Here is a 23772-nt window from a genome sequence, read left to right as displayed (position 1 = left end):
ATTGTGCAAAAGTTTTTTTCTTGTGCTAGAATGAAATTCGAATAGGAGGAACTCTAAATGTTAACTTATGATTTAATCGTTATCGGATTTGGTAAAGCTGGTAAAACACTAGCTGGTAAATTGGCTTCAGCTGGTAAAAAAGTTGCCCTCATTGAACGTAGCAAAGCTATGTACGGTGGAACTTGTATCAACATTGGTTGTATCCCAACTAAAACTTTGCTAGTTGCTGCTGAGAAAGACTTGTCTTTTGAAGAAGTGATTGCTACCAAAAACACTATCACTAGTCGCCTCAACGGTAAAAACTATGCAACTGTTGCTGGTACAGGCGTGGATATCTTTGATGCGGAAGCTCACTTCCTTTCAAATAAAGTCATCGAAATCCAAGCTGGTGATGAAAAGAAAGAACTGACTGCTGAAACAATCGTCATCAACACTGGTGCTGTTTCAAACGTCTTGCCAATCCCTGGACTTGCTACAAGCAAAAATGTCTTTGACTCAACAGGTATCCAAAATTTGGACAAATTGCCTGAAAAACTTGGTGTCCTTGGTGGCGGAAACATCGGTCTTGAATTTGCCGGCCTTTACAATAAACTAGGAAGCAAGGTTACAGTCCTAGATGCCTTGGATACTTTCCTTCCTCGTGCAGAACCTTCCATCGCAGCTCTTGCTAAACAATACATGGAAGAAGACGGTATTGAATTGCTTCAAAATATCCGTACTACTGAAATTAAAAACGATGGTGACCAAGTCCTTGTCGTAACTGAAAATGAAACTTACCGTTTCGATGCCCTTCTCTACGCAACTGGACGCAAACCAAATGTAGAACCACTTCAACTTGAAAATACAGATATTGAACTAACTGAACGTGGTGCTATTAAAGTAGACAAACATTGTCAAACAAACGTTCCTGGTGTCTTTGCAGTTGGAGATGTCAACGGTGGCCTTCAATTTACTTACATTTCACTTGATGACTTCCGTGTTGTTTACAGCTACCTTGCTGGAGATGGCAGCTACACACTTGAAGACCGTCTCAATGTACCAAACACAATGTTTATCACACCTGCACTTTCACAAGTTGGTTTGACTGAAAGCCAAGCAGCTGATTTGAAACTTCCATACGCCGTTAAGGAAATTCCTGTTGCAGCAATGCCTCGTGGTCACGTAAATGGAGACCTTCGTGGAGCTTTCAAAGCTGTGGTTAATACTGAAACAAAAGAAATTCTTGGAGCAAGCATCTTCTCAGAAGGATCTCAAGAAATCATCAACATCATCACTGTTGCTATGGACAACAAGATTCCTTACACTTACTTCACAAAACAAATCTTCACTCACCCAACCTTGGCTGAGAACTTGAATGACTTGTTTGCGATTTAAGTTGAGATTTAATCGTATCGAACAGCCCTCTTTGGGCTGTTTTTACTTCTGCGAAATCTCAAATCTTTCTTTTCCCTCTTTTATGATATAATAGAAACATGAAATTAAAAACTACTTTGGGCCTTCTTGCTGGGCGTTCTTCCCACTTCGTTTTAAGCCGTCTTGGCCGTGGAAGTACGCTCCCAGGAAAAGTCGCCCTTCAATTTGATAAAGATATTTTACAAAACCTAGCTAAGAACTACGAGATTGTCGTAGTTACAGGAACCAACGGAAAAACCTTGACAACTGCCCTCACTGTCGGCATTTTAAAAGAGGTTTATGGTCAAGTTCTGACCAACCCAAGCGGTGCCAACATGATTACAGGAATTGCGACAACCTTCTTAACCGCCAAGGGTTCTAAAACTGGGAAAAACATTGCCGTACTAGAAATTGACGAAGCCAGTCTATCTCGTATCTGTGACTATATCCAGCCAAGCCTTTTTGTCATCACGAATATCTTCCGTGACCAGATGGACCGCTATGGTGAGATTTACACAACTTACAAGATGATTTTGGATGCTATTCGTAAGGTGCCTACTGCCACTGTTCTCCTTAATGGAGACAGTCCACTTTTCTACAAGCCAGCTATTCCAAATTCTGTACAGTATTTTGGTTTTGACTTGGAGAAAGGCCCAGCCCAGCTGGCTCACTATAATACAGAAGGAATCCTCTGTCCTGACTGTCAAGGCATCCTCAAATACGAGCACAATACCTATGCAAACTTGGGTGCCTATATCTGTGAAAGTTGCGGATGTAAACGTCCTAATCTCGACTATCGCTTGACAGAACTAGTTGAGTTAACCAACAATCGCTCTCGCTTTGTCATTGACGGACAAGAATACGGTATTCAAATCGGTGGACTCTACAATATCTACAACGCCCTAGCTGCGGTTGCCATCGCCCGTTTCCTTGGTGCAGATTCACAACTCATCAAGCAAGGATTTGATAAGAGCCGTGCTGTCTTTGGACGCCAAGAAACCTTCCATATTGGTAATAAGGAATGTACCCTCGTCTTGATTAAAAATCCAGTCGGTGCGACCCAAGCTATCGAAATGATTAAACTAGCACCTTATCCATTTAGCCTATCTGTCCTCCTTAACGCTAACTATGCAGATGGAATTGACACCAGCTGGATCTGGGATGCTGATTTTGAACAAATCACTGACATGGACATCCCTGAAATCAACGCTGGCGGTGTTCGCCATTCTGAAATCGCACGTCGTCTACGAGTAACTGGCTATCCAGCTGATAAAATTACTGAAACAAGTAGTCTGGAACAAGTTCTTAAAACAATTGAGAACCAAGACTGCAAGCATGCCTATATCCTGGCTACCTATACTGCTATGCTGGAATTCCGCGAACTGCTGGCTAGTCGTCAGATTGTTAGAAAGGAGATGAACTAATGATTTATACCTCACTTTCCTCAAAAGCTGGCAATTACCCCTATCAGCTCAACATTGCCCACCTCTACGGAAATCTCATGAATACCTATGGGGACAATGGAAACATCCTCATGCTCAAGTATGTGGCTGAAAAACTGGGAGCCCATGTGACGGTTGACATCGTTTCTCTCCATGATAACTTTGATGAAAATCACTACGACATTGCCTTTTTCGGTGGCGGTCAAGACTTTGAACAAAGTATTATTGCAGACGACCTACCTGCTAAAAAAGAGAGCATTGACAACTACATCCAAAACGACGGTGTGGTTCTCGCTATCTGCGGTGGTTTCCAACTATTGGGCCAATATTATGTTGAAGCTTCAGGGAGACGCATCGAAGGACTAGGGGTCATGGGCCACTACACACTCAACCAGACCAATAACCGTTTTATCGGGGACATCAAGATTCATAATGAAGATTTCAATGAAACCTACTATGGATTTGAGAATCATCAGGGCCGTACCTTCCTCTCAGATGATCAAAAACCACTGGGACAGGTTGTCTATGGAAATGGAAATAACGAAGAAAAAGTCGGCGAAGGGGTTCATTATAAGAATGTCTTTGGATCCTACTTCCACGGGCCTATCCTCTCTCGCAATGCCAATCTAGCTTATCGCCTAGTCACTACAGCCCTCAAGAAGAAATATGGTCAGGACATCCAACTCCCTGCCTATGAAGACATTCTCAGCCAAGAAATCGCTGAGGAATACAGCGACGTCAAAAGCAAGGCTGACTTTTCTTAAACCAAGAAAAACCATATCAAAGAACTCCGTTATCTTGTCGGAGTTTTTTTGTCTTTTCTTTTACCCTTCTTCCTTGCATTTTCTCTCTTTTTTTGCCAAAATAGAGGGGTAGAAAGAAGGTAGCATATGTCTAAATTACAACAAATCGTAGCATATCTTGAATCAGAAAAACTAGACGTCGCTGTCGTATCTGACCCCGTCACAATCAATTACCTCACTGGTTTTTACAGTGATCCCCATGAACGCCAGATGTTCCTTTTTGTCCTAGCGGATCAGGAACCTCTCCTCTTTGTCCCAGCCCTTGAGGTTGAACGTGCAAGCAGCACTGTTTCCTTCCCAGTTGTGGGCTATGTGGATTCTGAAAATCCATGGCAAAAAATGAAACATGCTCTTCCACAACTTGACTTCAAACGTGTCGCTGTTGAGTTTGACAATCTTATCTTGACCAAATTCCATGGCTTGAAAACAGTTTTTGAAACTGCTGAGTTTGAAAACCTCACACCTCGTATCCAACGCATGCGCCTCATCAAATCAGCTGATGAAGTACAAAAAATGATGGTTGCAGGTCTCTATGCGGACAAGGCTGTTAAGGTTGGTTTTGATAATATTTCTCTTGATAAGACGGAGACAGATATCATCGCTCAAATTGACTTTGCTATGAAACGTGAAGGCTATGAAATGAGCTTTGATACCATGGTCTTGACTGGTGATAATGCTGCAAATCCACACGGTATTCCAGCAGCAAACAAAGTTGAAAATGATGCTCTTCTACTCTTTGATCTTGGTGTTCTAGTCAACGGCTATGCGTCAGATATGACTCGTACAGTCGCTGTTGGTAAACCAGACCAATTCAAGAAAGACATTTATAACTTGACTCTTGAAGCTCAACAAGCTGCTCTTGACTTTATCAAACCAGGTGTGACTGCCCATGAAGTGGACCGCGCTGCCCGTGAGGTCATCGAAAAAGCTGGTTACGGCGAGTACTTCAACCACCGTCTTGGTCACGGTATCGGTATGGATGTCCACGAATTCCCATCTATCATGGAAGGAAACGACATGGTCATCGAAGAAGGCATGTGCTTCTCTGTTGAACCAGGTATCTATATCCCTGGTAAAGTCGGTGTCCGTATCGAAGACTGCGGTGTTGTTACCAAGGACGGCTTCGACCTCTTTACAAGCACCAGCAAAGACTTGCTTTATTTTGATTAATATTCTTTGAAAATCTTCCCACAATAAAACGCATAGTATTAAGGTTTTTCAACACCTGATACTATGCGTTTTTCTTATTTGAAAGACTTTTGACTCAGCCTCTTTACTTAATCTTCTTGATACTTTGACTAAGAATAAATCCTACAATCATCCCTACCATATTTTGCATGAAATTCGGTAGGATTTCTGGTAGGGCTGCTGCCCAGCCATTCATCAATGTAGAACCCAAGGCGTAACCCCCTACCATGGCAATCGTTGCTAAGATAAGGCCTAACCACTGAGTTTTTCCTTTAAATCCTGCGAAAAATCCCTGCAAGCCATGGTTGACCAAGCTAAAGAACATCCACTGAGGATAGCCTGATAAGAGGTCAATCAAGAAACCTGCTAATCCTCCGACTACAGCCCCTTCGCGACTACCAAAGTAAAAGGCCGTAAAGAAGGCACCCGCATCTAAAAGAGTTAGAATTCCTGTCGGTGTTGGAATTTTTAAGAAATAGCCTAGAACCACAGAAAGGGCGGTTAATAGGGATACAAGGGCAATTTTAGTTGTTTTGGTTTGCTTCATATTGTCTTACTCCATACTGATCTGCTTGTGCAATGGCACGGTAAACGAAAGCTTTAGAGCTTTCTACTGCTGCTAAAAGTTCATAACCTTTAACCAAGTGACTGGAAATGCTGGAGGCAAAGGTACAACCTGCACCAGCATTTTGCCCTTGGATAACTGGATTTTCTAGGACTGTAAAGTTTTGTCCATCATAAAAGACATCTACAGCCTTGTCTTGACTAAGGCGATTGCCTCCCTTGATAATGACTGCTGGCGCTCCTAAGTCATGTAATTTCTGTGCTGCAGTTTTCATGTCTTCCAAGCTTTTAATTTCCTGATCAGCTAATAATTCTGCTTCAGGAAGATTAGGAGTAATCACACTGACATAAGGGAAAAAGCGAATCAACTCTTGGCAGAGTTCACTTACAGCTACGTCGTGTGTTTCCTTGCAGACCAAGACAGGATCCAGAACCACAGGCACTCCTGGGCGTTGTTTGATAAAGTCCAATGCCTTCTCAGCTACGCTGACAGTTGGAAGAAGACCAATCTTAATTCCCCCAAACTCCACATCACGCAAGCTATCTAATTCATGTTGAAAAATGGTATCGTCAGTTGGAAAGACTTCAAATCCTTTTTCTGTCAAGGCTGTCAAACAAGTCACTGCTACAAAACCATGCAAGCCGTTCAAGGTATAGGTAGCCAAATCAGCGGACAATCCACCACCACTAAAAATATCATTTCCTGAAAGTGCTAAAATACGATTATTCTTCATAACGAATCTCCTTTAAATACAAACCATTAGGTGCTGCAGTGGGACCTGCAAGTTGCCTGTCCTTTTTCTCCAAGATGAGGCCAATCTGCTCCACTGGCATACGATTATTTCCAATTTTGAGCAGTGTCCCCACCATATTGCGAATCTGCTTATACAAGAAACCATTTCCTGAAAAGGTAAAGGTCAAAAACTGACCTGTCTCATCAACTGTTAAACTAGCTTCTGTGATGGTGCGAACCTTATCCTCTACACTAGTCCCAGAGGCTGTAAAACCTGTAAAATCATGGGTTCCCTCAAGCTTTTTGATAGCCTCCTGCATCCGTCCCACATCGAGTGGATAGGGAAAGTGAGTGGCATAGTGACGGCGCATAGGATTTTTGGGACGTCCTCTATCCACAATAAACTCATAGGTCTTGCTATGCTTAGCATAACGGCAATGAAAATCATCCGCCACAAGTTCAATTGAAATCACATCAATATCTTCAGGAGACTGGGTGTCCAAAGCAAAACGGAGCTTCTCCTCATCCATCTGATAAGGTAGGTCAAAATGAATCACCTGTCCCAAAGCATGAACCCCACTATCTGTCCTACCAGCACCGTGAACAGTAATGGCTTGTCTTTTATTTAACTTGGTCAAGGTTTTTTCAATTTCTTCCTGAACGCTACGCGCATGAGGCTGGCGCTGAAAACCAGCAAAGGCGTAACCATCATAGGAAATAGTTGCTTTATATCTCGTCATAATTTCTATTCTATCAAGAAATTAGTCTGTAAACAAGGTCCTAAATCAAATAGTGTCTGGGTACAAAAATCTCAAAAGAAAAACTTAGGAAACCAATCCTAAGCTCTCTTTTGAAGTAGGTACATGATAAAGATAGAGGTTACAATTAACCAAGATCCTAAGATAGCAAAGACCAACATGCCATTGTGAGTTAGTAAGCCAATTGCACCTAGAACGAATGGAGTCGTAAAGGCTCCGAAACTACAGCCTAAAACTGCAAATGAAGTTGCTTGATTGAGGAGTTTAGCTGGAATTCTTTCAGAGACCAGTTGAAAGACCGTCGTCAAGGCTACACTGTAGGCAAAACCAGCTAGAATACTCCCTGCCACTACCACCCATAAGGATGGAGATAAAGCAATCACAATTTGCCCTAAGCCGAAGGTAATACCAGACCAGAGGAGCAATTTTTCCTTAAAGATAGAAATCAAAAAAGAAAAACTCACACCAGCCACAATCCCGATCAACTGCATAACACTAAGAACAAAACTAGATAACTGGGCATCTCCCAGTCCTCTTTCCACCATCAAGCTTGGAATACGAATAGTAATAGCCGTATTGGTACAAACTACAACTGCCGCTTCAATAGCTAAGATAAAAATCAAGCCCTTCATTTCCCGAGTTAAGCGACTTGCTTCCTTCCTTTTTTTCTTGACTTCTTTCTTTTCTTTTCCATAAGAGACAAAGAGCAAATAAAGGGTCAGCACCAAAAATCCAGCACTATAAGCTAAGAAAGTAGCTGTCCAACCGAAGGCCAACAATTGGCCGACTGCCAAGGTAATGAGAGAAGCCCCAACGACCTCTGCAGAACCGCGTAGCCCTAACATCTGAATTCGCGTTTTTCCTTGATAGCGTTCACTGATAATAGAAATTGCCTTAGCATTAATCATCCCAACACCCAAACCAAAAAGAATCCGTGTTCCAAAGACAAAGGGATAGGCTTGATACCAAAAGGGTGCTGTTCCACTCAGTGATAAAATCAACAATCCTAAACTAATCTGTAATCGCTCAGGAAATATTTTTTCTAAGAAACCATTTAGTAATAACATAATCATGATTCCAAAGGAAGGCAAGCTCGCTAAGAGCTCAATTTGTTCCTTAGGATAACCTTGATAATAGTCAAACATAGCTGGCAGGGCACTCGAGATGGAAAAGGATGTAATCAAAACGAGGGAGAGAGCCAAAATACTGGCCCGTTCTAAAAATTGTTTCATGAAATCTCTTTCTATATTTTCTCTTAATCTTCTGTCTCTTTTGATAGTTATCAAACAAGCAAGAAAAGAAGAAGCCTCTTTGGTGTATAGACTCCTTCTTAAACTCGAAAATGAATCCCTTGTGTCTTATACTCAATGAAAATCAAAGAGCAAACTAGGAAGCTAGCCGCAGGTTGCTCAAAGCACTGCTTTGAGGTTGTAGATAGAACTGACGAAGTCGGTAACATATATACGGCAAGGCGACGTTGACGTGGTTTGAAGAGATTTTCGAAGAGTATTAGGATGACTTTCTCTTGATTTTCTTGATAAAGTAGAAGATAAATCCTGCCACCATATAGGCAACAAAGATAATCAGACACCACTTGAACACGACATCCCAACCCTTGTTCACATTCAAAAAGAAGTAAGGGAAGGGACTGACCTTAGAATTAGGAATGTCTAGTTTCAGTACCAAGCCATTAAAAAGAGCAAAAATCATATAAAGCAAGGGTAAAATCGTCCACACAACTGGATCCCAGATTTTGTATTGACCCTGTTTGTCAAAAAAGAGGGTATCCGCTAAAAACCAAAGCGGAACGATATAGTGGCAAAGGAAATTTTCTAGAGTATAGAAATTAGTCGCAATAGGCGCTAAGAGGAAATGGTAAATCACACAGGTAATCATGATACTCATGGTGACCCCACCTTTTAAACGCAAGAGGCTTGGCCTTTGCCAGTTTTCACCTAAACGGCTCATAACCTTTAGGAGATAGAGCGTAAAAATCGCTACTAAAAGGTTGGACAGAACCGTATAATAGAGCAGCATCCCAAATCCACCATGCTTGGTAATTTCAAGATAAACTCCCGTAAAAGCCGCTAGAAACAAGAAGATACGGCTATAAAATACAAGTTTATAGTGTTTTGACATACTTAAATTTTCTTCACAAACTCTGATTTGAGTTTCATGGCACCAAAGCCATCAATTTTACAGTCGATATTGTGATCGCCTTCTACGATGCGGATATTTTTCACGCGCGTCCCTTGTTTCAAATCTTTTGGCGCACCTTTTACTTTCAAGTCCTTGATTAGAGTGACTGTATCACCGTCAGCCAATTTATTTCCGTTGGCATCGACAGCAACAAGACCCTCTTCTACATCTGCAACTTCAGCAGGATTCCACTCATGAGCACACTCTGGGCAAACCAGTAGGGCACCGTCTTCGTAGACATACTCTGAGTTACATTTTGGGCAATTTGGTAGGTTGTTCATGGTTTCTCCTTATAATCATTCACTATTCTTTGAAAATCAAAATTTCTCGAACAGCAACTATTATACCTTAAAATCAGCATTTTGACAAATTTAGAAAAAAACCGATATCAATCTATCGGCTTCTCTACATCTACATTCTTTTTTTAGCTTCTGCTTTGATTTTTTCAACTACTTCCTGAATGTTCAAGCCAGTTGTATCAAGGTAGACAGCGTCCTCTGCTTGTTTTAGAGGCGAAGTCTCACGATGACTATCCTTGTAGTCACGCGCAGCAATTTCCTCTTTTAGGGTTTCAAGGTCTGTTTCAATTCCCTTGGCAATATTTTCCTTGTAACGACGCTCTGCTCTTTCATCGACAGAAGCTACTAGAAAAATTTTCAATTCTGCTTGTGGCAATACAACAGTCCCAATATCGCGACCATCCATGACAATACCGCCTTGCTGGGCAATCTCTTGTTGGAGAGAAACTAGTTTCTCACGCACTTCAGGAATTGCTGCGATGGCAGAAACATGATTAGTCACTTCATTTTCACGGATAGGATGGGTAATATCCACATCTCCTACAAAGACAAGCTGTTCTCCAGTTTCTGAGCGCCCGAAACTGATTGGATGCTGGTCCAATAAGTCTAAGAGTTCTTCAACTTGTTCAACTTCTAATTGGTTCTTGAGAGCCATGTAGGTCGCTGCACGATACATAGCACCTGTATCTAGGTAGGTGAATCCAAAATCCTTGGCAATAATCTTTGCGACCGTACTCTTGCCACTTGAAGCAGGACCGTCAATAGCAATTTGAATTGTTTTCATATCAACTCCTATTTGATTTTGACAACATCACCTGGATTAGCAAACCAAGATCCTGTAGCCATATGCCCAGGATTCAAAGCCTCTAACTGAGCAATCGAGATTCCTGCACGAGCGGCAATGGCTGCTTCTCCTTCTCCAGCCATAACTTTTGTAGTTCCTTCTGGATCATTTGGATGTTCTGAGCTACTAGATGACTCTTCTACCTTCTCCTCTGAACTAGAAGATGCCTGCTCTGAACTACTACTAGAAGTAGAAGAAACTTGCTCTACTTTTGTATCTGAATCGTGAAAATCTTTCAAGGCTGCTGTGCGATTACTCCCACCAGACGAAAGATAAATCAGAACAATAATCATCACGACTACAATCACAAAGAAAATACTTGCTAAAATAGTCAAGATACGATTAGCCAGCACTCCTCCACCTTGTTCTCTCTTACGACGTTCTGATCTTGTTTCTTCTTGATTCTCATAAATATCTTCTTGCCACGGTTCTTTTGCCATACCTTACTCCTTGTTTTTTTTTACTTTTCTTATTACAATATAAATATGAAAATCACACTTATACCTGAACGTTGCATCGCCTGTGGGCTTTGCCAAACTTATTCTGAATTATTTGATTACCACGATAATGGAATCGTGCGTTTTTACGATGACCCTGACCAACTAGAAAAAGAAATCTCTCCTAGTCAGGACGTCGTAGAGGCTGTTAGAAACTGTCCGACACGTGCCTTGATTAAAGATTAACTCTAACATCGACAGGAACGTTCCACTCCTTCTAGTTTAGCATATTTCCATGTAAAATTATAGTCTTTTCTCTTTATTTTTTTCTGTAAAATCAGGAAGATTACTTTTTTCTTTGATGAGATAAAGTGGTCTTTTTTTAGTCTCTAGATAAATCTTACTGATATACTTGCCGAGAATCCCAATGGTCAAGAGTTGAATCCCACCAAGAAAGAGAATAACAGCCATCAGAGACGTCCAACCTGATGTCGGATTACCCAAAATGAGGGTCCGAACCACAACAAAAAAGGTCATAAGCAGAGAAATAAAACAAGATAGGAGACCAGCTGCAAAGGCTATAATCAAGGGAAAATCTGAAAAATTAACAATCCCTTCAATGGAGTAAAAAAAGAGTTGCCTAAAACTCCAACTGGTCTTGCCAGCCTGCCTTTCGACATTTGGATAGTCCAGATAGTGGGTTTTAAAACCCACCCAGGCAAAGAGCCCCTTTGAAAAACGATTGGACTCGGTCAAGCTTAAAATAGCATCGACTACAGACCGTCTCATCATGCGAAAATCACGGACACCTGAGGGCAAGACTACTGGGCTAATTTTTTTCATAAGGCGGTAAAAGATATCAGCACAGAAACTACGAAAGAAGGGTTCTCCCTCCCGACTGGTTCTCCGTGTTCCTACGCAGTCCAAATCTGCATTTTGGTCTAGTAAGTTTTTCATCTCAAGCAACATACTAGGAGGATCCTGGAGATCTGCATCCATCACCACCACTAGATCTCCTGTCGCATATTGTAAGCCTGCATAGAGGGCTGCTTCTTTGCCAAAATTTCGTGAGAAAGAAAGATAATGAACTGCCGGATTTTGCTCCCGATAGGTCTTTAAGAGTTCCAAGGTTCCATCACTTGATCCATCGTCGATAAAGACATACTCGATTTCTGTTTCCAAATCTGGAAGTAAAGCTTCCAAAGCCTGATAAAAAAGAGGAAGTACTTCCTCTTCGTTTAAACAGGGGACAATGATTGACATCACCATCTTAGTCTTCAAATCCATTTGGATGCTTACTTTGCCAACGCCATGCGTCTTCACACATTTGGGTGATGCCGAGTTCTGCTTCCCAGCCGAGTTCTGCTTTGGCTTTTGCAGGATCTGAATAGCAGGCTGCAATATCACCTGGGCGACGGTCTACGATGCGGTAAGGAATTGGACGTCCGACTGCTTTTTCCATGTTTTGGATAATTTCAAGAACTGAGTAGCCTTTACCTGTTCCAAGGTTATAAACGTTTAGGCCTGAACCTTTTTGGATTTTTTGTAGAGCTGCGACGTGACCTTTAGCCAAATCGACAACGTGAATATAGTCACGAACACCAGTTCCGTCTTCCGTATCGTAATCGTCTCCAAACACTTGCACTTGCTCTAATTTTCCAACGGCTACTTGAGTCACATATGGCAAGAGATTGTTTGGAATACCGTTTGGATTTTCTCCCAAATCTCCACTCTCATGGGCTCCGATTGGGTTAAAGTAACGAAGCAAGACCACATTCCATTCTGAGTCTGCCTTGTAGATATCCGTCAAAATTTCCTCTAACATGAGTTTAGTACGACCGTATGGATTGGTTACTGAAAGTGGGAAATCTTCCAAGATGGGCACTGTATGAGGATCTCCGTAAACTGTCGCAGAAGAACTGAAGATGATGTTCTTACAGTTGTTTTCTTCCATAGCTTTCAAAAGGCTAACAGTCCCAGCTATATTGTTGTCATAGTAGGCAAGAGGAATACGGGTAGATTCACCTACAGCCTTCAAGCCAGCAAAGTGAATGACCCCTGTTGGTTCTTCTTGTTTGAAAATGTCACGAAGAGTATCTGTATCACGGATATCTGCCTCATAGAAAGGCACTTCAACTCCTGTAATTCTCTCAACAACTTCTAAACTTTTTCTGTTACTATTAACAAGGTTATCCACCACAACAACCTGATGACCTGCTTGGATTAACTCAATAACTGTGTGGGTTCCGATAAAACCTGCTCCACCCGTTACTAAAATCTTTTCTTGCATCTTCTTTCCTCGATTCTCGGATTATTTTTTCTTATTTTACCATTTTTGATAGGGAATGTCATTTGCCATCCTAGAAGCTAAGCTAAAATTTCAGTAAAATATTTATTCGATTTTTAGTCGTTTGACATAGTTTTCAATTGGGTAGTTTGCTGGGTCCAAGGTCAATTCCCTGCTTTGGACCAGTTGTGCTAGGTGGTAACCAATGATAGGACCCGTTGTGAGGCCTGATGAACCTAGTCCACTGGCTGCATAGACACCTGACAATTCTGGAACCTCTCCAAAGAAGGGAGAGAAATCACTGGTATAGGCACGGATTCCCACACGCTCAGCTCTTGAAGTCGCTCTAGCTAAAACTGGATAGTGAGGCAAGGCTGCCCCCTCCATTTGTTGGAGTAAGGTTTCATCTACCGTCAAATCAAATCCCATGTCATTTTCATGAGTAGCGCCTAGGGACAATTTCCCACCCGCAAAAGGAATCAAATCCCACTCCCCTTCTGGCATAACCACAGGATAAGCTTCCATGTCTTGGGCAAGTTGATAATCTCGGAGTTGCCCCTTTTGGGGACGAACATCTACTTCATAACCTAAAGGCTCTAACAAGTGTCCCAACCAAGCTCCCGTCGCCAAAATAACCTGATCAAACACCTCTTCGCCAATCTGGTAACCTGATGCTAAAGGTGTCAGAGTCACTTTTTCTTTGATCAGCTTGACCTGACTAGCTTCTAGCAAACGAGTCACTAAGAGTTGACCATCTACTCTCGCTCCACCAGAAGCATAGAGCAGGTGGTCAAATCCCTGCAAACCAGGGAATAATTCATTAGCTGATGCTTGGTCCAGAATGGCTAATTGCCCTATCAAGGGAGATTCTTCTCTGCGCTGGTGGGCTAGTTGATAAAGTTCTTCCAACTTAGTTTCATCCTTTTTCAGGAGAAAGACTCCCGAACGCTGGTAAAAGTCGATTTCTTGCCCTGACTTCTCTAAATCAGCTAATAAATCCACATAAAAGTCAGCCCCCAAGCGCGCCATTTTATACCAGGCCTTATTGCGGCGTTTGGAAAACCAAGGACTGATAATTCCTGCTGCGGCCTTGGTAGCCTGACCTTGTCCATGGTCAAAGACGGTCACCTCTATGTCACTTTCTTTCGAGAGGTAGTAGGCAGCTGTTGCTCCCACAATTCCTGCTCCGATAATAGCAACTTTTTTCATTGTTTTCACTTTCTAACTAGATATGGTGGAAAGGATTGGTCGATGCTTCACTAGGCAAAATATCAATATCCCAGTCTTTTTCCTCTTTCCATTGACTAAGGAGTGCTGCGATTTTTTCCACAAAAAGCACTTCAATATAGTGACCTGGGTCCAATGCCAACAAGCCATCAGACAACATATCCTGAGCAGTGTGGTAGTAAATATCACCAGTGATATAGACATCCGCTCCTTTAGCTAAAGCATCCTTATAGAAAGACTGCCCGCTCCCACCACAGATGGCCACTCTTGAAATAGGCTTCTGTATATCAGTCTCTTGATAATGCACCAATCGAAGACTATCTAAACCAAAGACTTTCTTGACATGTTGGGCTAATTCTCCAAAGGTCTGAGGCTGAATATTTCCAATACGTCCAATCCCACGTTCAGGGCCTGTTTCCTGCAGATAAGTCGTTTCCTCGATACCTAGCATCTGACAGAACCAGTCATTAAGGCCATTTTCAACGATGTCAATATTGCTATGGCTGACATAAACTGCGATGTCATGCTTGATGAGATCAATGTAAATCTGATTTTGTGGACGGTTGGCTACCAAATCCTTGATGGGACGGAAAATCGGCGCGTGCTTGACAATAATCAAGTCCACACCCTTTTCAATGGCCTCTGCCACCGTCTCTTCACGAATATCCAGAGCCACCATGACCCTTTGGATATCCTTGTCCAAAGTACCAATTTGCAGACCACGACTGTCTCCCTCCATGGAAAATTCCTGAGGGCAAAAGGCTTCATACGCATTAATCACTTCACTTGCTAACATGGAGAACCTCCTTGATGGCTTGAATTTTATCTACTAGAACTTGACGTTCTTCCAAATTTTTTTCAGGGATTTGTCCAAGGGCAAACTCTAGCTTAGCAGCTTCTTTTTGCCATTTTTGGACAAAGACTGGGCTGACTTCTTTGGACAAGAAAGGTCCAAAGCGAACATCACTGGCTGATAACTTCATTTGTCCAGCTTCCACAACTAGAATTTCATAAAACTTGCCAGCTTCTTCTAAGATGCTTTCAGCTACGATCTGAAATCCGTTCTCTTGTAGCCAGATACGCAAGTCGTCTTCACGATTATTGGGCTGGAGGATAAATCGTTCTACATTAGCTAACTTGTCCAAGCCTTCTTCTAAAATCCTAGCAATCAAACGGCCGCCCATGCCAGCAATAGTGATGACCGATACCTGATCTGCCTCTTCAAAAGCTGCCAAGCCATTGGCTAAACGAACCTGGATTTTCTCCTTTAGGCCGTGAGCCTCAACATTTTTGACTGCAGATTGGTAGGGACCTTCCACAACCTCACCTGCAATGGCACTTTTGATTTGTCCTCTTTCGACTAACTCGATAGGCAAATAAGCATGGTCACTCCCCACATCGAGTAAAATGGCTCCCTGTGGCACAAAGGAAGCCACCAATTCTAATCTCTTTGAAATCATCTTCTCTCACTTTCCAAAACTCTTTTACCTCTTATTATACCATATTTCAGCTAGCAATCTTGTACCTAAAAAGACCGCAATCCACAGATTGCAGTCTTTCTTTATTTTTTCGATTGATAACGACTGGTCAAGATGAAAATCACGGTAAAGACCAACATCATGACACCATAGACAGGCAATGTTTGTCCTGTCAAGGTCAAAATTTCAAGTAGTTTTTGAATTCTTGGAAAGAGAGCTGTAGCTAGGAAGCCTCCTACTGACCAGACAATCAAGAGGACACGCCAAAGGGTAAATGGCATGCAGGCTCTAAATACGGATAAGAAACCGATAGACCCAAGTAAGTAATAGAGGAGGGTTGAGATTTCTAACTCAGACCAACCTTGACTACTTCCAAAAATTTTCACAAACAGGACGCTGAAGACGACCATGAGAGCGCTTGGTAGAGCACGAAGCATGGATCTTCTGAGGAAATTTGGCTCAACAGGTTTGATATTTCGCTCAAAAGTCAGAACGAATGGTGGGAAACCTTCCACGAACTGGTCAATCATGGTAATCTGGATTGGAATGAAGGGGAAAATCAAGATCCACTCAGACCGACCTAGTAAAGCACTGGCAATACAGATGACCGCTAATAGGAATGAATAGATGGTCTTTATCAAGAAAATCGGGGCGATATGGGCAATGTTATTGACCACACGACGACCTTCAAAGAGAATCTCAGGAACATCATTAAAGTCTGAGTTCAAGAGAACCAAATTGGCAATCTGCCGTGTTGCCGGGTCTCCCTCAGCCATCACGATGGAACAATCTGCCTCACGAAGAGCCAAGATATCATTAACACCGTCCCCTGTCATAGCTGTTGTATGCCCTGCTTTTTTCAGCGTTTGGATAATGAGTTTCTTTTGATGAGGGGAAACACGTCCGAAAATCGCAGTCTCCTCCGCCATAGCAACCAATTCCTCATCCGTAATTTTCGAGCAATCGACATAGCTGTGGTAGTCCGCAAAACCAGCCTTCTGGGCAATGCTGGATACCGTAACTGGATTGTCACCAGAGATAATCTTGAGCCCCACTTCCTGAGAACGGAGATAGTCCAGCGTCTCTGCTGCTCCCTCCCGAATCGGGTCCAAGATTTCCAGCAAGGCTAGAGCCTGAATATCAGATGGTTTCTGTGGCTTGTGATGGTCTAATTTCTCCTGACTGAGAGCTAAAACTAAGACACGTGACCCTCTCTCCAAGGCCTCCCTGGCTTCAGGGACTTCAGAGTCCAGCAACATCTCAGGGGCACCTAAGAAAACTGTTCCCAAACCTTCTAACTCCATGGCTCCCCACTTGCGATCGCTAGAGAAGGGAAGATTGGAAATCATAGGATAGGCTACTTGGCCTTGGAATCGCTGGCGAATAGCTTGGGCAGTTGGATTCTTATCCTCACTATAGGCCATATAGCTTGTCAGGATGCTGGCAATAGCCTCTTCACCGTAAGTTGCCGTCAGCGGAAGAACAGCCTCCACCTGCATCTTTCCTTGGGTGATGGTGCCCGTCTTATCCAAACAGAGCATATCCACGCGTGCCAAGGTCTCAACAGAGTACATCTCCTGCACCAAGACCTTTTTCAAGCCCAGCTTGATCACTGCTGTCAAGAGCGAAGTAATGGTCAAAAGGGCAATTCCCTTAGGCAACATCCCCAAAAGGGCTGTCGACGAGTTTACAACGGACGACTTAAGAGGCAAGCCTTTTAAAAGCAAGGCTTCTAGCAAGAGAGCCAGACCAAAAGGAATGATAATCTTCCCAGTAAAACCAGCTAGCCTGTCCAACGATTTCATGATACGAGAGTTGATTGGTTTAACGGTCTTGGCTTCCAGCATGAGTTTGGCAGCATAGTTGTCTGCACCTACATGGTGAACTTGAGCTAAAACTGCCCCACTGGCTAAAAAACTTCCTGACAAAAGCAAGGCATCCACTTCCTTTTGCACCAAATCACTTTCCCCCGTCAACATGGCTTCATTGACTTCCGCAAAACCTTCCAAAACCAAGGCATCACTGGGAATCTGCTCTCCAGCAGACAGACGAATGACATCTCCTAACACCAATTCTTCAGGATTCAGAGCCACTTCTTGGCCATCACGAATCGTTTTGACCTTTTCCTTGGTCATGAGATTGAGCTTATCCACCATGTGTTTAGCTCGCAGCTCGGTCACAATTCCAGAAAAAGCGTTAAAACAGATAACGGCAAAGAAGACCAGATTGCTCCAAGCCTGCACAAAGGCTAGTGCCAAAGCAATGGCAAAGTTCAAAGCGTTAAAAAGGGTAAAGACATTTCGTTTGATGATTTGCCAGGTACTGGTACTGGCCGAAGCAGTAAAATCATTGACCAAGCCCTTAGCCTGTCTTTCCTCGACTTCTCTTTGGGTTAATCCCATAATCTTATTTTTATCCATGAATTCTATCATATCATTTTTTCTAAAAGAATTCTAATCTCATCCCAAATATGCACCTAGTCAAGGGAAAAGTTTGCCAGCCCTCCTTTGATAAGGTATAATAATAACAAGAAAATAATCGAAGGAGATCGCATGTTTTATACTTATTTACGTGGATTGGTTGTCTTGCTCCTATGGTCCATCAATGGCAATGCCCACTATCATAATACTGATAAAATTCCTAATCAAGATGAAAATTATATTTTGGTTGCACCTCACCGTACCTGGTGGGATCCTGTTTACATGGCCTTTGCGACCAAGCCAAAACAATTTATCTTTATGGCCAAAAAAGAGCTCTTTACCAACCGTATCTTTGGCTGGTGGATTCGTATGTGTGGTGCCTTTCCTATCGACCGTGAAAATCCTAGCGCTTCTGCCATCAAATACCCTATCAATGTTCTCAAAAAAAGTGATCGCTCTCTCATCATGTTTCCAAGTGGGAGCCGTCACTCAAACGATGTCAAGGGTGGCGTAGCCTTGATTGCCAAAATGGCCAAGGTCCGTATCATGCCGGTTACCTACACAGGTCCCATGACTTTGAAGGGCTTAGTTAGCCGTGAACGTGTCGATATGAACTTTGGAAATCCAATCGATATCTCAGATATCAAGAAAATGAATGATGAAGGCATTGAAACAGTCGCCAATCGTATCCAAACAGAATTTCAACGTTTGGACCAAGAAACGAAACAATGGCACAATGATAAAAAACCAAACCCACTCTGGTGGTTTATCCGCATCCCTGCTCTCATCCTTGCCATTATCCTCGCTATCCTAACCATCATCTTTAGCTTTATCGCGAGCTTCGTATGGAATCCAGATAAAAAAAGAGAAAACCTTGGTTAAACAAATACAACAATCCCTTGGCAAAAGCCAAGGGATAAATCTTTTATTCGATTTTCCATTTTTGGGCTAACCAGCTGGAAAAAGCTAGGAATCGTTCAACTACTTGTTCATGGTGTCCATGAGGATCAAAGACAAACTGGCCGTTCGGATAGCATTTCTGAAGACTGGTATGGATCTGTTCAGCATAGGCTGGTGCTTGAGCCAAGCGATTACTATGATTGGCTCCTTCTGTTTGACCATTCTGTAAATACAGCAAACAGTCTAGATTTTTCACTGTCTCTGCCTTGCAGTAAGTCACAAAATCAGGATACCAAAAGGAACCGCAGATCGAAAAGACACAGGAAACCTTGTCAAAGCTGAAAAGACTGTAGACTGCCGCCAAACCACCTAGTGAGTAGCCTCCATAAGCAAGGCGAGTTTCGTCCAGGCGATAAAGCGACTGCAACTTGTCTAAAAGACCTCCAAATAAATGATCATGATAGGCGTTGGCCTGACCTCCAAAATCTGGAGCTCCATCTCTCAGAGCTGATGTCGCCCAGGGAGTGTAGTCGTCTAAGCGATTTTTAGAGGTCAAGCCCACTAAAATCACAGATTCGGAAAGGGACGATAGGAAATCCAAGTTTCCATCATTCAATAAAATAGCCGGATAGGTTTGATTGGGGTCGTAGTTAGAGGGAAGGCTGATTTTGACTTGAATTCCTTCCCAATCAAACTCATTATTTATTGATAAAGTCATTGATTTTCTCAAGGGAATCAATCACTGATGGACCATAGTCCATCAATTCATCGTAAGAGATGGTCATGATTTTTTGATTCTTAATAGCAGGAACGCTTTCCAAAACAGCATTTGCCTTCATCAACTCTACTGCTTTTTCATCCAATTTTTTATTACGATCGCTGGTTACATAGATAATCAATTCAGGATCCATTGACACGAGATTTTCCAAGGTCAAGCCTGATGTCCCCGTAGCAACGTTTGTATAACCAAGTTGGTTCAACAAACTTTCTTGCAAAGCAGACTTGTAGGCACCGAAGGTTTGATCATTATAAGCAACCATAATCAAAGCCTTTTTCTTTTCACCTTGGCTTGCTGGATTTGCTTTCTTAACAGCGTCAATTTTAGTTTGTAATTGGGCTGCGTATTCATTGGATTTTTCCTGAACATTAAAAATCATTCCAAGATTTTTGACATCTTCTACGATATTCCCCAAATCTTGCTGAATTGTTGAGAGAGAAGCTTTTTGAGTATAAACTGGGATTTTGTTTTCATTCCAAGTGCTAACTGTCCCCAAGGATTTTTCAGAAAACATCATGTTTCGCCCCATCACAGCGTCTGGCTCATAAGAAAGAACTGTTTCTTGTGAGACTGTTTTTTTATCTCCAATTTGAGGAATCGTCGCGATCGCGTCCTTGTATTTGTCCGTCACAGCATTATCAGGATTAAGCATGCCAGCAATTTTATCCTTCAACCCTAACTCCAATAAGATTTCAGTGGTTGAAAGATTGTTTGTAATAACTTTTTCAGGTGCCTTGTCAAAAACTTGTTCGACTTCATTCCCTTTCGCGTCATAGGTTTTGACCGTTAGTGGATAAGTCGTCTCTGCTTTAGCCTTTTGACTTGTTTCTGTGCTAGGTTGTGTGGTAGCTTTTTCTGTAGTAGTATTGCCACAAGCTGCCAAAGTTAAGGTAGCTACTGTTACGAGTAAAATGCTTAGTGTTTTTTTCATATTGTTTTCCTTTTCATTCTTATAAATAGTGAATCATGGCTTGCTGATCCTCGGTCCAAGTCACTTGACTTTGAACTCCATATACAGTTTGCAATGACTCAGGGGTGATGGTCTCCTTTGGAGTCCCTTGGTAAAGGATTTCCCCCTCTTTCATCAGATAGAGATAATCCGAATAGCGACAAGCAAGTTGAATATCATGCAGGACAGCTAGAACATTGACCTTGAGATTCTTCACAATGGCCAACAAGTCTAGCTGATACCTGATATCCAGGTGATTGGTTGGTTCGTCCAGGAGCAAGAGAGTCGGTTCTTGCGCCAAGGCGCGGGCTAACAAAACTCGCTGTTTCTCTCCCCCCGACAGGGACGAATAGAGACGAGTTTTCTTCTCGAGCATATCCACCTTAACGAGGGCATCTTGAACGAGCGTAAAATCCCTTTCCCTTTCCTTCTGTAAAAAAGAGAGGTGGGGAGTTCTTCCCAGCAAGACGATTTCTTCAACTGTACAATCAAACTGCAGTTGGTTAAACTGGGTCACAACTGCCATTTGCTTGGCTGTTTCTTTGAGCGTCCATTGTTCCAGAGGCTTTCCATCTAGGCTTATCAAGCCTTTGTCCGCCTTTTCCTGACGATAGAGGAGTTTAAGTAGACTGGTTTTCCCGCTTCCATTTGGTCCTAGTATCGTGTGAAATTGATTCCCTTCAACTTTAAGAGAAACTCCCTTGAGGATTTTTTTCTCTCCCAGTCCAAAGTGGACATCCTGACAAATCAAGTCCATATCAGCTCCTCACCTCCCTTCGCCTACCTCCAACAATGTAGATAAAGAAGGGAGCACCTACTAAGGCTGTGAAAATACCAATAGGAAGCTCTGCGTTTGGAATGATGATACGAGAGAGTACGTCTGCCCAGATGACAAAGAGGGCACCTAGCAAGGTTGCAACAGGAAAAAGCCTCTTATAATTCGTTCCTACTAACCCTCGAGCTAAATGTGGAGTAATCAGACCGACAAATCCAATAATCCCACAGGTTGCCACTAAGACTGCTGTCAGCACAGCCACCATGGTCACATAAAGATACCAATAAAAGCGTAAGGGAATTCCCAAAGTTAAAGCAGCCTCATCTCCCATCATCATCGCATTAAAAACACGATACTGGGTAGAGAAAAATAGAAAGGCCATTCCTACTACTATAGTTGGCAGGACCAAGTCTGCCCAGGAAGTCCCAGCGAGCGAGCCCATGGTCCAAAACTTAATGGTCATCACACTATCCGCATTAGCTCCAACTGAGATAATAAAGTTTGAAAAAGCCAGAAAGAGAGCATTGACCACGGTTCCTGATAAAATCAGACTAGAAGTCGTCATCCTTCCCTGCATAGAGGCAATGATGAGGACAGCAATTGTTGCCAAAATAGCTCCAAGAAAAGCTCCAAGGCTAATCATCACTTTTAAACCAAGAATGATGCTCAAGGTTGCCCCTAGAGTTGCACCCGCAGATATTCCTAAGACATAAGGCTCTGCGATGGGATTGTTCACTGTAGACTGCATCACGCTACCACACATAGAAAGACCAGCCCCCACTATCAGACCTAACAATACTCGAGGGAATCTCATGTTCCATACAATGGCAAGAGTAGACTTGGAAACCTCTCCTATCTCAAGAGGAAATCCCAACCTGCTCAAAATAATCCGATAGGTAGCTCCTAGATCAATCGCAACAGATCCCATAGAAACTGCTAGAAAGAGAGAAATCCCTAAAACACCTAGCAAAATACCTAAAAGTAACACAAATTGCTGGTCTTGTCGGCTTCCAGAAAATTTGGAAAGCATGCAAACCTCCTTTGATAGAATCTTAAAAATTTAGAAAATTCTCATGAAAAGTATACCATATTTTCAACTGTGTAACAAGCTATGGAAAAAATACAATTAAAATCAGAAAAATTATGGTTGGTTTTTCCATACAGTGTTAGGAAGCATAAGCAAAGATAATACTTGAGTATATCGATGTAAGGTGACAACATAAAAAGCCCTCTGAAAATCAGAGAGCTGATTTGAGCCCGGGCTAAAATCCTAGTGAAACAAAAAAATCTACACGATCAGAAAAGTCTCTATCGTGCCATTTTCATACATGATGTATAGTCCAAGTAGAATGAATACTAAGGGTACAATGATTCGCTCGTATTTTTCAATTGTCTCGAATATTAACGGAATAGAGGATAACACCCGACTAATCTCGCATAAGATAATTATGCCGATTACAAACACAAGCAAGGCCACGAGGGTCTGTGACCAATCTAACGAAGCAAAATAAGGTATATAGATACCTAAATTATCTCCGCCAGACGCAATTGTCAGCAATGTAACTGTCCAAAACAGTTGATTTGCCTTGCTTTGTTCTAATCTTTCAATAATTTCTTCCTCTTCTTCCTCTTCTTCCTCACCTTCTCCAACAATTGCAAAGCGAATCCCTAAATAGATAGGGATTAAACCAAGCAATCCAACCATCCATTCTTCAGGCACGAAATTAACGACATAAGCAGCAACTAAACTCGCCCCTACAAGTAAGCCTGTGCCTAGATATTGCCCCGCATAAATATGCCATTTCTGTTTATTCTGTGATAGCTGTGCAAATAAAATAAATAAAATAATTAAATAATCGATACTGGTGGAAATATAAACACCAATAGCAGATATGATTGTCTGTCCCATAAAAAAACCTCCTGTATTGGTCAGTAATAAATCAGCAGATTTTAGGAGAGCACAGACACATTAATTTAGCTATCGCTAGTGGGTAATGTCGAACATAGGAAAGCATTTTACTCCTCCTCAAAACGTAGTTACAAAGTAATTTCTAACTGGAATTCGGTGACTACTTCCATGTAAAGTATAACATACTATACTTTACTTCGTAAAGTGTGGGCTCTCCGAGGGGGCTTGCAGACAGCTACTCGGCTTTTCAAGCCGAGTAGCTACGCACCTTTATGGTGTAATTAGCTGATACCATTTGAGGTTTTTGTAGTCTCCAAAATTGTGACCGATAAAACTCCGTTGGTAAAATCATGATGCTAGGAACGGTTTTTGTAGTCTCCAAAATTGTGA

At 42.2% G+C, this 23772-nt stretch carries 25 protein-coding genes; 6 read left to right on the top strand and 19 right to left on the bottom strand.

Annotated features, from left to right (window positions below):
* The first annotated feature begins 57 nt into the window (after positions 1 to 57).
* The 4 genes from TZ90_RS02230 (at position 58) to TZ90_RS02215 (ending at position 4807) form a co-directional block, all read left to right on the top strand.
* On the top strand, positions 58 to 1374 hold the full coding sequence (locus tag TZ90_RS02230; RefSeq protein ID WP_023946246.1) for an FAD-containing oxidoreductase: 1317 nt from the start codon (positions 58 to 60) through the stop codon (positions 1372 to 1374).
* 98 nt (positions 1375 to 1472) lie between these two features.
* Positions 1473 to 2816 (top strand): lipid II isoglutaminyl synthase subunit MurT, encoded by a 1344-nt coding sequence (gene murT / locus TZ90_RS02225; protein WP_045611227.1) that lies wholly within the window; start codon positions 1473 to 1475, stop codon positions 2814 to 2816.
* Positions 2816 to 3598, top strand: coding sequence for a lipid II isoglutaminyl synthase subunit GatD (gatD, locus tag TZ90_RS02220; protein ID WP_045611226.1), 783 nt, complete (start codon positions 2816 to 2818; stop codon positions 3596 to 3598). Before murT ends, gatD begins: the two co-directional genes overlap by 1 nt.
* A gap of 126 nt (positions 3599 to 3724) precedes the next feature.
* The gene (locus TZ90_RS02215; protein WP_045611225.1) at positions 3725 to 4807 is read left to right on the top strand and encodes a M24 family metallopeptidase; all 1083 of its coding nucleotides are present in this window, start codon (positions 3725 to 3727) and stop codon (positions 4805 to 4807) included.
* A gap of 103 nt (positions 4808 to 4910) precedes the next feature.
* On the opposite strand, the gene TZ90_RS02210 is transcribed toward TZ90_RS02215, so the two are convergent.
* From TZ90_RS02210 to TZ90_RS02170, 8 genes are all read right to left on the bottom strand, one after another.
* Positions 4911 to 5372 carry an ECF transporter S component gene (locus TZ90_RS02210; protein ID WP_045611224.1) on the bottom strand — a complete coding sequence of 154 codons (462 nt, stop codon included), beginning with the start codon at positions 5370 to 5372 and terminating at the stop codon, positions 4911 to 4913.
* Positions 5350 to 6123, bottom strand: coding sequence for a bifunctional hydroxymethylpyrimidine kinase/phosphomethylpyrimidine kinase (locus TZ90_RS02205; protein WP_045611223.1), 774 nt, complete (start codon positions 6121 to 6123; stop codon positions 5350 to 5352). Before TZ90_RS02205 ends, TZ90_RS02210 begins: the two co-directional genes overlap by 23 nt.
* Positions 6113 to 6862 carry a tRNA pseudouridine(38-40) synthase TruA gene (gene truA, locus TZ90_RS02200; protein WP_045611222.1) on the bottom strand — a complete coding sequence of 250 codons (750 nt, stop codon included), beginning with the start codon at positions 6860 to 6862 and terminating at the stop codon, positions 6113 to 6115. The genes TZ90_RS02205 and truA overlap by 11 nt, the downstream gene beginning before the upstream one ends.
* A gap of 98 nt (positions 6863 to 6960) precedes the next feature.
* Complete coding sequence (locus TZ90_RS02195; RefSeq protein ID WP_045611221.1) at positions 6961 to 8112, bottom strand: MFS transporter; 1152 nt, start codon at positions 8110 to 8112, stop codon at positions 6961 to 6963.
* Between the two features lie 277 nt (positions 8113 to 8389).
* Entirely contained in the window at positions 8390 to 9019 is a 630-nt protein-coding gene (locus TZ90_RS02185) for a Pr6Pr family membrane protein (RefSeq protein WP_045611219.1), read from the bottom strand.
* Between the two features lie 2 nt (positions 9020 to 9021).
* Positions 9022 to 9360 carry a zinc ribbon domain-containing protein YjdM gene (locus TZ90_RS02180; RefSeq protein ID WP_045611217.1) on the bottom strand — a complete coding sequence of 113 codons (339 nt, stop codon included), beginning with the start codon at positions 9358 to 9360 and terminating at the stop codon, positions 9022 to 9024.
* Positions 9361 to 9490: 130 nt separating this feature from the next.
* Positions 9491 to 10162, bottom strand: a complete 672-nt coding sequence (gene cmk / locus TZ90_RS02175) for a (d)CMP kinase (protein ID WP_045611216.1) — start codon at positions 10160 to 10162, stop codon at positions 9491 to 9493.
* A gap of 8 nt (positions 10163 to 10170) precedes the next feature.
* Positions 10171 to 10662 carry an SAG1386/EF1546 family surface-associated protein gene (locus TZ90_RS02170; protein ID WP_001040918.1) on the bottom strand — a complete coding sequence of 164 codons (492 nt, stop codon included), beginning with the start codon at positions 10660 to 10662 and terminating at the stop codon, positions 10171 to 10173.
* Positions 10663 to 10707: 45 nt separating this feature from the next.
* Between TZ90_RS02170 and TZ90_RS09845 the strand changes: the two genes are divergently transcribed.
* A complete protein-coding gene (locus TZ90_RS09845; RefSeq protein WP_004235080.1) occupies positions 10708 to 10905 on the top strand; it encodes a ferredoxin in 198 nt (65 codons plus the stop codon).
* A gap of 57 nt (positions 10906 to 10962) precedes the next feature.
* On the opposite strand, the gene TZ90_RS02165 is transcribed toward TZ90_RS09845, so the two are convergent.
* From TZ90_RS02165 to TZ90_RS02140, 6 genes are all read right to left on the bottom strand, one after another.
* Entirely contained in the window at positions 10963 to 11928 is a 966-nt protein-coding gene (locus TZ90_RS02165; protein ID WP_045611215.1) for a glycosyltransferase family 2 protein, read from the bottom strand.
* Between the two features lies 1 nt (position 11929).
* Positions 11930 to 12949, bottom strand: a complete 1020-nt coding sequence (gene galE, locus TZ90_RS02160) for a UDP-glucose 4-epimerase GalE (RefSeq protein ID WP_045611214.1) — start codon at positions 12947 to 12949, stop codon at positions 11930 to 11932.
* A gap of 102 nt (positions 12950 to 13051) precedes the next feature.
* Complete coding sequence (locus TZ90_RS02155) at positions 13052 to 14155, bottom strand: NAD(P)/FAD-dependent oxidoreductase (RefSeq protein WP_045611213.1); 1104 nt, start codon at positions 14153 to 14155, stop codon at positions 13052 to 13054.
* A 16-nt stretch (positions 14156 to 14171) separates the two neighbouring features.
* Positions 14172 to 14969 (bottom strand): Nif3-like dinuclear metal center hexameric protein, encoded by a 798-nt coding sequence (locus TZ90_RS02150; protein ID WP_045611212.1) that lies wholly within the window; start codon positions 14967 to 14969, stop codon positions 14172 to 14174.
* Positions 14956 to 15633, bottom strand: coding sequence for a tRNA (adenine(22)-N(1))-methyltransferase (locus TZ90_RS02145; RefSeq protein ID WP_045611211.1), 678 nt, complete (start codon positions 15631 to 15633; stop codon positions 14956 to 14958). The genes TZ90_RS02150 and TZ90_RS02145 overlap by 14 nt, the downstream gene beginning before the upstream one ends.
* 101 nt (positions 15634 to 15734) lie before the next feature.
* Complete coding sequence (locus TZ90_RS02140; protein ID WP_045612532.1) at positions 15735 to 18071, bottom strand: cation-translocating P-type ATPase; 2337 nt, start codon at positions 18069 to 18071, stop codon at positions 15735 to 15737.
* Between the two features lie 132 nt (positions 18072 to 18203).
* On the opposite strand from TZ90_RS02140, the gene TZ90_RS02135 reads away from it, so the two are divergent.
* A complete protein-coding gene (locus TZ90_RS02135) occupies positions 18204 to 18953 on the top strand; it encodes a lysophospholipid acyltransferase family protein (protein ID WP_045611210.1) in 750 nt (249 codons plus the stop codon).
* A gap of 43 nt (positions 18954 to 18996) precedes the next feature.
* On the opposite strand, the gene TZ90_RS02130 is transcribed toward TZ90_RS02135, so the two are convergent.
* The 5 genes from TZ90_RS02130 to TZ90_RS02110 all read right to left on the bottom strand — a co-directional run bounded on the left by TZ90_RS02130 (position 18997) and on the right by TZ90_RS02110 (position 23382).
* Positions 18997 to 19689 carry an alpha/beta hydrolase-fold protein gene (locus TZ90_RS02130; protein WP_045611209.1) on the bottom strand — a complete coding sequence of 231 codons (693 nt, stop codon included), beginning with the start codon at positions 19687 to 19689 and terminating at the stop codon, positions 18997 to 18999.
* Positions 19670 to 20680, bottom strand: coding sequence for an ABC transporter substrate-binding protein (locus tag TZ90_RS02125; protein ID WP_045611208.1), 1011 nt, complete (start codon positions 20678 to 20680; stop codon positions 19670 to 19672). Before TZ90_RS02125 ends, TZ90_RS02130 begins: the two co-directional genes overlap by 20 nt.
* Before the next feature lie 19 nt (positions 20681 to 20699).
* Positions 20700 to 21455, bottom strand: a complete 756-nt coding sequence (locus TZ90_RS02120; protein WP_045611207.1) for an ABC transporter ATP-binding protein — start codon at positions 21453 to 21455, stop codon at positions 20700 to 20702.
* A gap of 1 nt (position 21456) precedes the next feature.
* On the bottom strand, positions 21457 to 22503 hold the full coding sequence (locus TZ90_RS02115) for a FecCD family ABC transporter permease (protein ID WP_045611206.1): 1047 nt from the start codon (positions 22501 to 22503) through the stop codon (positions 21457 to 21459).
* A gap of 258 nt (positions 22504 to 22761) precedes the next feature.
* Positions 22762 to 23382 (bottom strand): CadD family cadmium resistance transporter, encoded by a 621-nt coding sequence (locus TZ90_RS02110; protein ID WP_045611205.1) that lies wholly within the window; start codon positions 23380 to 23382, stop codon positions 22762 to 22764.
* Between the last annotated feature and the right edge of the window lie 390 nt (positions 23383 to 23772).

The sequence above is a fragment of the Streptococcus mitis genome, from assembly GCF_000960005.1.
GTDB classification, from domain to species: Bacteria; Bacillota; Bacilli; order Lactobacillales; family Streptococcaceae; genus Streptococcus; species Streptococcus mitis_CK.
This window is presented reverse-complemented; position numbering and strand designations above follow the sequence as displayed.

What these genes read in the sequence shown, in the direction of transcription:
- TZ90_RS02180 (WP_045611217.1), bottom strand. Translation starts at nt 9,360, where the DNA reads ATGAACAACCTACCAAATTGCCCAAAATGTAACTCAGAGTATGTCTAC.
- TZ90_RS02205 (WP_045611223.1), bottom strand. Translation starts at nt 6,123, where the DNA reads ATGAAGAATAATCGTATTTTAGCACTTTCAGGAAATGATATTTTTAGT.
- TZ90_RS02230 (WP_023946246.1), top strand. Translation starts at nt 58, where the DNA reads ATGTTAACTTATGATTTAATCGTTATCGGATTTGGTAAAGCTGGTAAA.
- gatD (WP_045611226.1), top strand. Translation starts at nt 2,816, where the DNA reads ATGATTTATACCTCACTTTCCTCAAAAGCTGGCAATTACCCCTATCAG.
- murT (WP_045611227.1), top strand. Translation starts at nt 1,473, where the DNA reads ATGAAATTAAAAACTACTTTGGGCCTTCTTGCTGGGCGTTCTTCCCAC.
- TZ90_RS02125 (WP_045611208.1), bottom strand. Translation starts at nt 20,680, where the DNA reads ATGAAAAAAACACTAAGCATTTTACTCGTAACAGTAGCTACCTTAACT.
- cmk (WP_045611216.1), bottom strand. Translation starts at nt 10,162, where the DNA reads ATGAAAACAATTCAAATTGCTATTGACGGTCCTGCTTCAAGTGGCAAG.
- TZ90_RS02130 (WP_045611209.1), bottom strand. Translation starts at nt 19,689, where the DNA reads ATGACTTTATCAATAAATAATGAGTTTGATTGGGAAGGAATTCAAGTC.
- TZ90_RS02170 (WP_001040918.1), bottom strand. Translation starts at nt 10,662, where the DNA reads ATGGCAAAAGAACCGTGGCAAGAAGATATTTATGAGAATCAAGAAGAA.
- TZ90_RS02115 (WP_045611206.1), bottom strand. Translation starts at nt 22,503, where the DNA reads ATGCTTTCCAAATTTTCTGGAAGCCGACAAGACCAGCAATTTGTGTTA.
- TZ90_RS02185 (WP_045611219.1), bottom strand. Translation starts at nt 9,019, where the DNA reads ATGTCAAAACACTATAAACTTGTATTTTATAGCCGTATCTTCTTGTTT.
- TZ90_RS09845 (WP_004235080.1), top strand. Translation starts at nt 10,708, where the DNA reads ATGAAAATCACACTTATACCTGAACGTTGCATCGCCTGTGGGCTTTGC.
- TZ90_RS02195 (WP_045611221.1), bottom strand. Translation starts at nt 8,112, where the DNA reads ATGAAACAATTTTTAGAACGGGCCAGTATTTTGGCTCTCTCCCTCGTT.
- TZ90_RS02120 (WP_045611207.1), bottom strand. Translation starts at nt 21,455, where the DNA reads ATGGACTTGATTTGTCAGGATGTCCACTTTGGACTGGGAGAGAAAAAA.
- galE (WP_045611214.1), bottom strand. Translation starts at nt 12,949, where the DNA reads ATGCAAGAAAAGATTTTAGTAACGGGTGGAGCAGGTTTTATCGGAACC.
- TZ90_RS02165 (WP_045611215.1), bottom strand. Translation starts at nt 11,928, where the DNA reads ATGGTGATGTCAATCATTGTCCCCTGTTTAAACGAAGAGGAAGTACTT.
- TZ90_RS02145 (WP_045611211.1), bottom strand. Translation starts at nt 15,633, where the DNA reads ATGATTTCAAAGAGATTAGAATTGGTGGCTTCCTTTGTGCCACAGGGA.
- TZ90_RS02155 (WP_045611213.1), bottom strand. Translation starts at nt 14,155, where the DNA reads ATGAAAAAAGTTGCTATTATCGGAGCAGGAATTGTGGGAGCAACAGCT.
- TZ90_RS02110 (WP_045611205.1), bottom strand. Translation starts at nt 23,382, where the DNA reads ATGGGACAGACAATCATATCTGCTATTGGTGTTTATATTTCCACCAGT.
- TZ90_RS02215 (WP_045611225.1), top strand. Translation starts at nt 3,725, where the DNA reads ATGTCTAAATTACAACAAATCGTAGCATATCTTGAATCAGAAAAACTA.
- TZ90_RS02150 (WP_045611212.1), bottom strand. Translation starts at nt 14,969, where the DNA reads ATGTTAGCAAGTGAAGTGATTAATGCGTATGAAGCCTTTTGCCCTCAG.
- TZ90_RS02140 (WP_045612532.1), bottom strand. Translation starts at nt 18,071, where the DNA reads ATGGATAAAAATAAGATTATGGGATTAACCCAAAGAGAAGTCGAGGAA.
- TZ90_RS02135 (WP_045611210.1), top strand. Translation starts at nt 18,204, where the DNA reads ATGTTTTATACTTATTTACGTGGATTGGTTGTCTTGCTCCTATGGTCC.
- truA (WP_045611222.1), bottom strand. Translation starts at nt 6,862, where the DNA reads ATGACGAGATATAAAGCAACTATTTCCTATGATGGTTACGCCTTTGCT.
- TZ90_RS02210 (WP_045611224.1), bottom strand. Translation starts at nt 5,372, where the DNA reads ATGAAGCAAACCAAAACAACTAAAATTGCCCTTGTATCCCTATTAACC.